This window comes from Prevotella sp. HMSC077E09 (assembly GCF_001814685.1).
Classification (GTDB): domain Bacteria; phylum Bacteroidota; class Bacteroidia; order Bacteroidales; family Bacteroidaceae; genus Prevotella; species Prevotella oris.
In genome coordinates this window covers 26101-36584 of record NZ_KV817578.1, presented here as the reverse complement: position 1 = coordinate 36584, position 10484 = coordinate 26101, and the positions used below count along the sequence as shown (strand labels likewise).

The following is a 10484-nucleotide window of genomic DNA, read 5'->3' as shown; positions in this document are numbered from 1 at the left end:
GGAGACTGTCGCATTTACTAATTTAAACTGCACAACGTTAAAAGGTATGTTAGGTAACAAGAGAAGTGAAGTCCTGTTGGCAAATATCCGCAATGGGCAGCCCATGTCACAGCGAGAGAAGCTCAGATTGATTGTAAATATGAGCATTCCGTCGATATTAGCACAGATAACCACCGTCATGATGTTCTTCATTGATGCCGGTATGGTAGGCCATTTAGGTGCAGAAGCCTCGGCAAGTATAGGTCTTGTAGAGTCTACAACGTGGCTGATGGGTAGCGTGATGACAGCGGCTTCAACCGGCTTTTCGGTTCAAGTGGCCCACTTTATCGGTGCCAACGACTTCTTCCGTGCACGTCAGGTCTTCCGCCATGCACTCATCTGTGGTCTCCTGTTCAGTATGCTTATCGCCGTCATAGGCATAGCAATTCACAATCCACTTCCACTATGGTTGGGGGGCGGATCAGACATTGCTGGCGACTCTTCCCGCTACTTCTTAGTCTTTTCAATGACGATGCCTTTCATTTTATTGTTTCATCTTTCGAATGCAATGATCAAGTGTTCCGGCAACATGCAGTTACCCAGTGTGATGAGTGTTTTGTTGTGCATATTGGACGTCATTTTCAACTATGTTTTTATCTATCTGCTCCATATGGGCGTGGTTGGTGCAGCAATCGGTACCTCAATGGCCTATATCTGCACCTCGCTTCCGACAGTATGGTTAGCGACATGCCGCAACAAAATACTGGCTCTGAAGCTTGATACGGTTCCGTTTCACTGGGTTTGGAACTATGTAACGAAAGCCATCCGAATCAGCCTCCCCATGGCTGTTCAGTCTGTATTGATGAGCGGAGCACAGATTGTGAGCACGCTGATTGTGGCCCCATTAGGCAACATTGCCATTGCTTCCAACTCTTTTGCAATCACGGCAGAGAGCCTATGTTATATGCCGGGATACGGTATCGGAGATGCTGCGACGACGCTCGTTGGCCAGACATATGGTGCAGGAAGAAAGGAACTTTGCAAGAGTTTTGCCCGTATGACTGTAGCCTTGGGCATGATTGTCATGGCCTTCATGGGCTTAGTGATGTATATATTTGCACCCGAAATGATTGGTCTTCTGAGTCCGGTAGAAGCTATCCGCAGCCTTGGCACTACTGTTTTGCGCATCGAAGCCTTTGCCGAACCGTTCTTTGCTGCGTCAATCGTGGTCTACAGCATATGTGTAGGAGCTGGCGACACACTGCGTCCGGCCATTATAAACCTTGTTTCCATGTGGTGTGTCCGACTTACACTTGCAGCCTGGCTTGCCCGAGATTATGGACTGAAAGGCGTCTGGACAGCCATGGCAATAGAACTGACTTTCCGTGGAAGTATGTTTCTTTACCGCCTTTTCCGTGGCAATTGGTTGAAAGGAATACAAGAGAAAGCTGTGGCAGAAGTTAGATAAAACCATATAAAAGGAATGCTCTTATGAAGAAAACACTATTGATTTTCGTTGGATTACTGCTATCAGTAACATCGTTTGCATTAGGCAAAGACAGTGCAGATGCCGTTATCATGCTCGATTATGAGCAGGCATGGAATGACGACACGGGCAGACTTTCACTGAGAAACAACACCAATAAACCCATTGAAGACCTCTCCTTCCAAATCACCTACATAGACATGCAAGGCCGAACCATAGGTACGGAGAACTTCAATAAAGATATATATATTTCGCCGGGAGAGACAAAGACGGTCGATATCCCAGCCTTCAATGCTGACGAACACTATTCCTATTATAAGTCTGTAGCAAAGAAAGACTCTGCAAATATCTTCATCATAAGGTTTGACCTGACGGACTATAACGAGCAAGGCAGATTGGCAGCAGGGGGAAAGAGCCTGCAAAACAATGACACGACATCTGCAGTTTACCACTCAGATGAAAGTCTTTTTAAGCGATTAGGCCCTATTGCATGGCTTATGTTGTTTGTCGTTTTAGTGGGAATAGAGCTTGCTTTCTACATCATTGTAGCTATTATGGCCAAGCAACGCAATCGAAATCCAATCGTTTGGATAGTCCTAAGCATGTTCGCAAGCCCATTCCTCATAGCGATAATCCTGTTGATTATAGGCAAAGCCTACACCCCAGGCGAAGATATCAACCACAGAAGATAAGCTGCTTTCTGTGGTATTTGCCCGTGAAAGCTTCCTAAACATGGCATGACCACGGTGTCAATCCTATGGATTATGCCCATTGAACCCCGACTCTTTTTGTAAAGTTTACTGCTCGTTTTTAACACTTTATGACTGCACCAAATAGAAATGGAAATGCAGAGAAAATGAAATAATTTCATAAAATCAATGCATTCAGCCTGCAATTCAAGTCATGAGGTGCTGTCATTTGATGCAAAACACGCTGTTTTCTGCGTCAGAATACACTGCAATATGAAGCAGATTACAAGGTAAGTTGACGCAAATTGCAGCGTTTTTCAATGTGATATGATGCCGGATTTTGCATCAATATCCGTAACAATCTGACTGACATTACATTACAACGCCTTCAAAAACAGCGCGTATTTTGAATGAGAAAGACTTCTGTTTTGAATTCTTAAATTATACAAGAGCATTTGTAAAGTTCCTTGAAAAGATTTAACCTATTTTCTGCTTACAGGCTTTATGGGGCATGATGAAAGCCGATGGCAGCATCAATCAGTACACAGATGACGTCCTGGCACAGCCTTTCTGTAAAGTCATCTTATCGTATAAAACAAACAGCTATATGCCACATTGTCACTCACATGTGTCACATTCTCACCGCGTGTCAGCCTTGGCACGTGGTTTGTTATTTACAGAATGTCTTCGGAAAAGCTCCGGATAAACGACAAACAGAAAACAAAAAATAAAATATATACGATTATGGGAAAGATTATTGGAATCGATTTAGGAACTACAAACAGTTGTGTTGCCGTATTTGAAGGCAACGAACCTGTTGTGATTGCAAACAGTGAAGGTAAGCGTACAACGCCTTCTGTGATTGGTTTTGTAAAAGATGGCGAGCGTAAAGTGGGTGACCCTGCTAAGCGTCAGGCTATCACAAACCCACAAAACACAGTTTATTCAATCAAGCGTTTCATGGGTGAAACCTATGAACAGAGCCGTAAAGAGGCAGAAGCTATGCCCTATAAGGTTGTTAACGAGGGTGGTTATCCACGCGTAGAAATTGAAGGTCGCAAATATACACCACAGGAAATCTCTGCCATGGTGCTTCAAAAGATGAAGAAAACTGCAGAAGACTATCTTGGTCAGGAAGTGACAGATGCTGTCATAACCGTGCCTGCATACTTCTCTGATTCACAGCGTCAGGCAACCAAAGAGGCAGGAGAAATCGCCGGACTGAAAGTTCAGCGTATTGTCAATGAGCCTACAGCTGCAGCTTTGGCTTATGGTGTTGACAAGGCTAATAAGGACATGAAGATTGCCGTATTCGACCTTGGTGGCGGTACATTTGACATCTCTATTCTTGAGTTTGGCGGTGGAGTGTTCGAAGTTCTCTCAACAAATGGTGATACACATCTTGGCGGTGATGACTTCGACCAGGTAATCATCAAATGGTTGGCTGACGGTTTCAAAGCCGACGAAGGTATTGATTTGACAAAGGATCCAATGGCTATGCAGCGTTTGAAAGAGGCTGCAGAAAAGGCCAAGATTGAATTGTCAAGTTCTACTTCAACAGAAATCAACTTGCCATATATCTCTGCAGAGGGCGGTGTTCCAAAGCATTTGGTTAAGACTTTGACCCGTGCACAGTTTGAACAGTTGGCACATGATCTCATCCAAGCATGTTTGGTTCCTTGCCAGAATGCCGTTCGCGATGCTAACTTGCAGACTTCAGATATCGACGAAGTAATCCTTGTTGGTGGTTCAAGCCGTATTCCTGCAGTGCAGACATTGGTGAAGAACTACTTTGGTAAAGAACCTTCTAAGGGTGTAAATCCAGATGAAGTAGTAGCTGTTGGCGCTGCCATTCAAGGTGCAATCCTTAATAAAGAGAGTGGTGTTGGCGACATTGTACTGCTTGATGTCACTCCGTTGACCCTCGGTATTGAGACTATGGGCGGCGTCATGACAAAGTTGATTGAAGCCAATACAACTATTCCTTGCAAGAAGAGTGAAACATTCTCTACTGCTGTTGACAATCAGACAGCTGTTACTATCCACGTACTGCAAGGTGAACGCCCAATGGCTGCACAGAACAAGAGCATTGGTCAGTTCAACCTTGAGGGTATAGCTCCGGCACGCCGTGGTGTTCCACAGATTGAAGTTACTTTCGATATTGATGCCAACGGTATCTTGAATGTAAGCGCAAAGGATAAGGCTACCGGTAAGGAACAGAAGATTCGCATCGAAGCTTCAAGTGGTTTGAGTCAGGAAGAAATCGACAGAATGAAAGCTGAGGCAGAACAGAATGCAGCAGCAGACAAGGCTGAACGCGAAAAGATTGATAAGCTGAACCAAGCTGACTCAATGATTTTCACCACCGAAAACTTCTTGAAAGACAACGCAGATAAAATCCCTGCCGACAAGAAAGCACCTATTGACACTGCACTCCAGCAGCTTAAGGATGCACACAAGGCAGCCGATGTTGCAGCCATCGACACTGCAACCACAGCCCTCAATGCAGCTGTTCAAGCTGCCAGCGCACAGATGTATCAAGGTGGAGCACAGCCCGGTACTGATGCACAAGGCGCTCAAGGTGGCCAACAAGCACAGGATAACGGCAGCAACTCCGCTGATGACATCCAAGATGCAGACTTCGAGGAAGTGAAGTAAAAGTGCTAACAAACGCTAATTAAAAATAAGTAAATCCCAGTAACATAATAAGTTGCTGGGATTTTTATTTCTTAATAATAATTAAATTCTATTGTTCTTAATCGTTTTTGTGCTTATATTTGTACCATATTTGTGCCGCGACTTAATAGGAGATAAAGTGCGACTTAATTTAAAAGATAAATTGATAATCAAATAGATACAAATAGTATGGCGAGTGCAAAATTTCAAATAGAGCGGAAATGCGAAATTTGCGGTAAATCTTTTATTGCAAAGACGCTAACCTCCAGATACTGCTCTAAGAACTGTTCTCAAGCAGCATATAAGCAAAGGAAAAAGGAAGAACAGTTGGATGCATTGAAAAGAGAAAAGGCTGCGAGAGTTCCGAAGAATCAACCTTATCTCTCAATAGCTGATGCAACAGCGTTGTTTGATATTGGTCGCGACTCCCTTTATCGCTTAATCAGGAATAAGCAAGTTCGTTATTATAACCTCGGACTAAGGATGATACGTATTTGCAAAGCTGATTTACAAGAACGTTTTAATCTACGTCCTTACGATGAAAGAAGAAAAGAAAAACAATCAGAAGTAAAGACTTATCGGCTTGAGCCTGAAGATTGTTATACGATTGGAGAAATAGCTAAGAAGTTTGGTATCCATGATAGTACCATATATCTGCATATTCGTAAATATTCTATTCCAACAAGGCAGATTGGTAATTACGTCTATGCGCCAAAATCAGAGATAGACAATTTGTATAAACACTAACCTGCGACATACAATGAGAAAGGAACTTGATAACACAAAGGCAACAGTACGATTGCGAAAGAGTGCCTATCGAAAAGAATGGTACCTGTATATAGAAAGCTATCCTGTGAGAGTAGCTGGAAAAGATTCTCCACAAAGAGTGCGTGAGTATCTAAACAGAACAATCACTACTCCTATTTGGGATAAAAGCAGAACTGCTCGTACAACCGAAGCAACCCAAACCTTCAAACCTAAACGAGATTTGAACGGAATTATCTTGTGCAAAAGTGAGATAGACCAAGAGGCCTGTATTTATGCAGATAGTGTTAGAAAACTACGGCAGCGTGAATATGATAATGCAAGCCTGTATAGTGACACAGAAACAGAACAAGCAGAACAGAAAGAACGATTGCAACAAAATTTCATCAAGTACTTTGATAAAGTGGCAGACAAGCGACACCGTAATAGTTCCCTTTCAATTCAAACAAACTGGGAGCGAGTACATGCTTTATTGAAAATGTTTGCTGGAGACACGCTACTCTTTTCACAGATAGATAATAGATTGGCAGAAGATTTCAAGTTTTTCTTGTTATCTGCTCCTTGTGGTGGAAGTAAAAAAGGGACAATATCACGAAACACAGCTTCCACATATTTTTCTATTTTTAAGGCTGCACTCAAACAAGCATTCATAGACGGATATTTGACCATAGATTTATCTGCAAAAATCAAAGGCATACAGGAACAAGAATCCCGAAGGGAATACTTAACCCTTGATGAACTTAACAAGTTAGCTAATACCCCTTGTGAACGTGATGTACTTAAACGTGCAGCACTATTTTCAGCTCTGACAGGATTAAGACATTGCGATATTCAAAAGCTAAAATGGAAAGAAATTGCCATAGAAGGTAACCAAGCTAAGCTTCTCTTTACTCAGAAAAAGACAAAAGGGGTAGAGTATATGCCTATTTCAGAGCAGGCTTTTAAACTTTGTGGAGAACCAAGACAACCAGAACAACTTGTTTTTGAAGGATTACCAAATCCTTCTTGGATTTCTCGCCCATTAAGGGCATGGATTGAGAAAGCTGGTATTCAGAAACACCTCAGCTTTCATTGTTTTAGGCACACATTTGCTACCCTTCAACTTGCAAACGGAACAGACATCTATACTGTAAGCAAGATGCTTGGGCATACAAATGTCAAAACAACTCAAGTATATGCAAAGGTTGTCGATGAAAAGAAAAATAAAGCAGCCAATGCTATTCAAATAGATATTGAAAATGATAAAACTTAATTCGACAATATAATATGAATACCAAATATTTTGAACATATCGTAGTATATCTGTCCGTTATTGTTGTTTGTGTCATCATTGCGTTGTTTGCAAGAGTGATTGCCTTACGTTTAGGGGTTGATGAATTTACTGCACAAATAGTCTTTTGGAGTGTTGTTGCCATAGGCATCATCATTTATTCTATATTGTCTATTTTGGTCGAGGGACTATTTACGGCATTAGTCAAGTTTTTCTTTCCAAAGAAACAAAAAGATAAAACAAATGATAAAACATCCGACGCTGAAGCAGAACAAGTAGTAGACGGTGTTAATAGTCCATCTGCCGCAGAACAGCAACAATCAATGGACTTTGACTCAATTCGGCAACAGCAACAAAAGATAATGGACCAAAAGGAACAGGATAAACGTACGATAGCCATTAAATATACTCAACAGCAATTCGCACCTTATGTTTCAGATAAAGATTTGCTCAAGCTTTGTGAATATATAGAATTGTATTCCGCTAAGCTTCCCTTATTACACGTTGAACCAATTAATATCAAAGGTCTAGTTGCTTTAGACCTGTTTCATTTTGGTTGGAATATATGGAACCATTTTAGAGTTGGCAAGCAAGATGAAATTTCACAGTTCCTTAAGCAGGTTTTTGCCACCACATTCAAAGATGTAGAAGTTGGGAGCATAAAAAGTCACCTCCGTGATGATGAGAAGAAAGGCACTATACCTATTGTACAAAGCCTTTCAGACCACCAAATAACAGAATAACACACAAACCTATTGTGTTTTTATAGTGTTTCTTCAGTGTCTTAGGACACAGAGGAAACACTTTTTTCATTTGCACCGTAAAAATCAATAACAAGTATTATGGTACAAAATGAAATCACTTTTGAGAACTTGCCAAAGGCAGTTGCTCACTTAGTCAGCGAAGTTGCTGAAATCAAGAATTTAGTATGTAAAGGACAAACACCTGTTACCCCTCCCAAACGTATTCCTATAGGAATAGACGATGCGTGTAAACTTATAGGGAAAGCCAAGCCCACAGTTTACACCTTAGTACGAAAACGTTTACTACCGTGTTATAAGAATGGTAAGCATCTCTATTTTTTTGAAGATGAGTTATTGGCATGGATTGAAGGAGGAAAGAAAAAGACTGTTGCCGAAATCAACGAGGAGGCAAAAACTTTTATCTCTGAGAAACATTCTGATTCTTCCCGTTTATAACTATATGCATTATGGAAAAGGAAAGAACTGAAGGGCGAGCCAAGCAATCTAAGAATGAACGCATAGAGCAATTCTTGAAAGAACATTATGCTTTTCGTTTTAATACAGTTAAAAGTAGAACAGAGTTTCGAGAACAAGATTCTAATACTTCATTCCGTCCGCTTACTAAATATGATATTAATTCTATGCGTCGGCTGGTGGATGGGACTTTGGGAATATATACTCCAGCTGATAATATTCGAGCAATATTGGAGAGCGACTTTTGCAATAAAGTTAACCCGATTCGTGAGTATTTGTTGAATCTTCCAAAGCCTAAAGGTGAAGATGAATCTGAAATCATAAGGTTGGCAAATTGTGTAGTGGTGAGAAATCCTGATAAATGGCAGCATTATTTTGTAAAATGGCTTGTTGCTGTCGTAGCCAATGCTATGGATGATTTACAGTGTCGTAATCATACATGTTTAGTTCTTACAGGTGAACAAGGAAAATTCAAGACAACTTTCCTTGATTTACTCTGCCCAGAAGAACTGAAGAGTTATCTTTTCACAGGAAAGATTGACCCACAAGGAAAAGATGTACAAACACTGATTGCGGAATACCTTTTTATCAATATTGACGACCAGCTAAAAGCACTCAATAAAAGGGATGAGAATGAATTGAAGAATCTGATAACAACACCAAGAGTAAAATATCGTAGACCATACGACACTTACATCGAAGAGTATCCCCACTTAGCAAGCTTTATGGCATCAGTTAATGGTAATGATTTTCTAACAGATCCGACAGGAAGTCGTCGCTTTCTACCTTTTGAAGTTGAACATATTGATATTGACGCAGCTAAAGAGATTGATATCAATAAGGTGTACTCCGAAGCAGTTGAATTGTGGAGAGTTGACTATCATTATTGGTTCAATGAAGAGGAAATAGCTGAACTACATCAAGAAAGTGAAGGCTTCCAAGTGCAGACTGTTGAGTATGAAATGCTTCTTAAAGGTATGGAAAAACCAGCTGTTACCGAAGAAAGTTATATGACTACTTCTGAAATCCTAAACTATTTGCGTGGATATACAACGCTTAACCTAAGTGAAAGGAGAATGGGAGAAGCCTTGAAAAAGGCTGGTTTCTTGCGGAAATCCAAAAGGATAGGTGGCAATCCTATGTATGTTTACCATATACGCAAGATTGTTCCAAATCCCTTTATTCAAAGTTACAATACTAATTATTAATACTACTTTACTACAAAGAAGGATAAGGCATTGAAAGAAAAAAGGTTAGACCGTAGTAAATAATGATATAAGGTATTACTACTTCATTACTACCAACCTACCATATACATGTGCAATAATTACTACAAAGATAGTTAGTACTACATGTTTTTCTTTCATTGTCAATGACTTACAAGAATATCACATTGTAGTAAGTACTAAACTTAAAAGTTACAAGTATGACATTAGATGAAATTAAAGCAATATCAATTAAAGATTACTTAGGTAGTATGTCTATATACCCAACAAAGAATTATAGCTATTACGGAATGTATAAAAGTCCATTTCGAAATGAACATACTCCAAGTTTCAAAGTTGATTATAACCAAAATCTATGGTATGACTTTGCACTTGATGAAGGTGGGAGTCTTATAGATTTAGTTATGAAATTACATAATTGCAGTTTAGTACAAGCTATAGAGTTGTTTAATGGCAAACAAAATAACCTACCAAAATTCTCTATAGCTAATAGCAAAACAATTTCTCCAAACCAATCACGTATAGAGGTTATTGGCTCTACCAACTTGTGTCATCCAAATCTCATAGAATATCTTACACATAGAGGAATCAATCTGAACATTGTGAAAAAATATTGTAAGGAGATCCATTATAGAATTGGTGATAGGAGTTTTTACGCAATAGGCTTTCCAAACAATTCTTATGGGTATGCGTTGCGCAATCCATATTTCAAAGGGTGTTTGCCTCCTTCCGATATCTCGTATGTTCCCAATCCTTCAGAACAAATCAATTTGTTTGAAGGTTTTATGGATTATCTCAGTCTGCTTACGATGAGTCCAGATGAAGAGAAGAAAGCTGCACTGATACTTAACTCGATTAATAATATCAAAAAGTCAAGATTTTTTCTTTCAAAGCACAAGCTCGTCTATTCATATTTAGATAATGATGAAGGAGGAAAGCGAACTTTAGAACAACTTAAAAGAGACGGTTTCGCTGTTCAAGGCTGCTCTTCCGTCTTCCAAAATTATAAAGACCTAAATGAGTATTTATGTGCTGAATTCAAGCATTCAGAGAAAGCAGAAAATAAGAAAATCAAAGGAATTAAGCTATGATTGTAGGATTTGCTTTGCATAATCTGTTTTTCGGGGAGCAAGTTTATGTTCTGGGCATACCAAAACCACTTGCTCCACCTCCTGA

General features: G+C 40.0%; 9 protein-coding genes. All 9 read left to right on the top strand.

Going from position 1 to position 10484, the window contains the following annotated elements; all coding sequences use genetic code 11:
• The first annotated feature begins 46 nt into the window (after nt 1-46).
• The 9 genes from HMPREF2983_RS09785 to HMPREF2983_RS09745 all read left to right on the top strand — a co-directional run bounded on the left by HMPREF2983_RS09785 (nt 47) and on the right by HMPREF2983_RS09745 (nt 10399).
• Nucleotides 47-1447 (top strand): MATE family efflux transporter, encoded by a 1401-nt coding sequence (locus tag HMPREF2983_RS09785; protein ID WP_070667968.1) that lies wholly within the window; start codon nt 47-49, stop codon nt 1445-1447.
• A gap of 23 nt (nt 1448-1470) precedes the next feature.
• Entirely contained in the window at nt 1471-2157 is a 687-nt protein-coding gene (locus tag HMPREF2983_RS09780) for an FxLYD domain-containing protein (protein ID WP_070667966.1), read from the top strand.
• Between the two features lie 741 nt (nt 2158-2898).
• Nucleotides 2899-4812 (top strand): molecular chaperone DnaK, encoded by a 1914-nt coding sequence (gene dnaK / locus HMPREF2983_RS09775; protein WP_070667970.1) that lies wholly within the window; start codon nt 2899-2901, stop codon nt 4810-4812.
• Between the two features lie 207 nt (nt 4813-5019).
• On the top strand, nt 5020-5577 hold the full coding sequence (locus HMPREF2983_RS09770) for a helix-turn-helix domain-containing protein (protein ID WP_070667964.1): 558 nt from the start codon (nt 5020-5022) through the stop codon (nt 5575-5577).
• Between the two features lie 13 nt (nt 5578-5590).
• A complete protein-coding gene (locus HMPREF2983_RS09765; RefSeq protein WP_070667962.1) occupies nt 5591-6847 on the top strand; it encodes a site-specific integrase in 1257 nt (418 codons plus the stop codon).
• A gap of 14 nt (nt 6848-6861) precedes the next feature.
• Nucleotides 6862-7608: a mobilization protein gene (locus HMPREF2983_RS09760; RefSeq protein WP_070667960.1), complete on the top strand. Its 747-nt coding sequence runs from the start codon at nt 6862-6864 to the stop codon at nt 7606-7608.
• 99 nt (nt 7609-7707) lie between these two features.
• Complete coding sequence (locus tag HMPREF2983_RS09755) at nt 7708-8064, top strand: helix-turn-helix domain-containing protein (RefSeq protein ID WP_070667958.1); 357 nt, start codon at nt 7708-7710, stop codon at nt 8062-8064.
• 11 nt (nt 8065-8075) lie between these two features.
• Nucleotides 8076-9290 (top strand): virulence-associated E family protein, encoded by a 1215-nt coding sequence (locus HMPREF2983_RS09750; RefSeq protein WP_070667956.1) that lies wholly within the window; start codon nt 8076-8078, stop codon nt 9288-9290.
• Nucleotides 9291-9508: 218 nt separating this feature from the next.
• Entirely contained in the window at nt 9509-10399 is an 891-nt protein-coding gene (locus tag HMPREF2983_RS09745; protein WP_070667954.1) for a toprim domain-containing protein, read from the top strand.
• The last annotated feature ends 85 nt before the right edge of the window (nt 10400-10484 follow it).

Excerpts from the sequence above, each read along its gene's own strand:
- HMPREF2983_RS09780 (WP_070667966.1), top strand. The coding sequence starts at position 1,471 with ATGAAGAAAACACTATTGATTTTCGTTGGATTACTGCTATCAGTAACA.
- HMPREF2983_RS09785 (WP_070667968.1), top strand. The coding sequence starts at position 47 with ATGTTAGGTAACAAGAGAAGTGAAGTCCTGTTGGCAAATATCCGCAAT.
- HMPREF2983_RS09770 (WP_070667964.1), top strand. The coding sequence starts at position 5,020 with ATGGCGAGTGCAAAATTTCAAATAGAGCGGAAATGCGAAATTTGCGGT.
- HMPREF2983_RS09765 (WP_070667962.1), top strand. The coding sequence starts at position 5,591 with ATGAGAAAGGAACTTGATAACACAAAGGCAACAGTACGATTGCGAAAG.
- dnaK (WP_070667970.1), top strand. The coding sequence starts at position 2,899 with ATGGGAAAGATTATTGGAATCGATTTAGGAACTACAAACAGTTGTGTT.
- HMPREF2983_RS09755 (WP_070667958.1), top strand. The coding sequence starts at position 7,708 with ATGGTACAAAATGAAATCACTTTTGAGAACTTGCCAAAGGCAGTTGCT.
- HMPREF2983_RS09745 (WP_070667954.1), top strand. The coding sequence starts at position 9,509 with ATGACATTAGATGAAATTAAAGCAATATCAATTAAAGATTACTTAGGT.
- HMPREF2983_RS09750 (WP_070667956.1), top strand. The coding sequence starts at position 8,076 with ATGGAAAAGGAAAGAACTGAAGGGCGAGCCAAGCAATCTAAGAATGAA.
- HMPREF2983_RS09760 (WP_070667960.1), top strand. The coding sequence starts at position 6,862 with ATGAATACCAAATATTTTGAACATATCGTAGTATATCTGTCCGTTATT.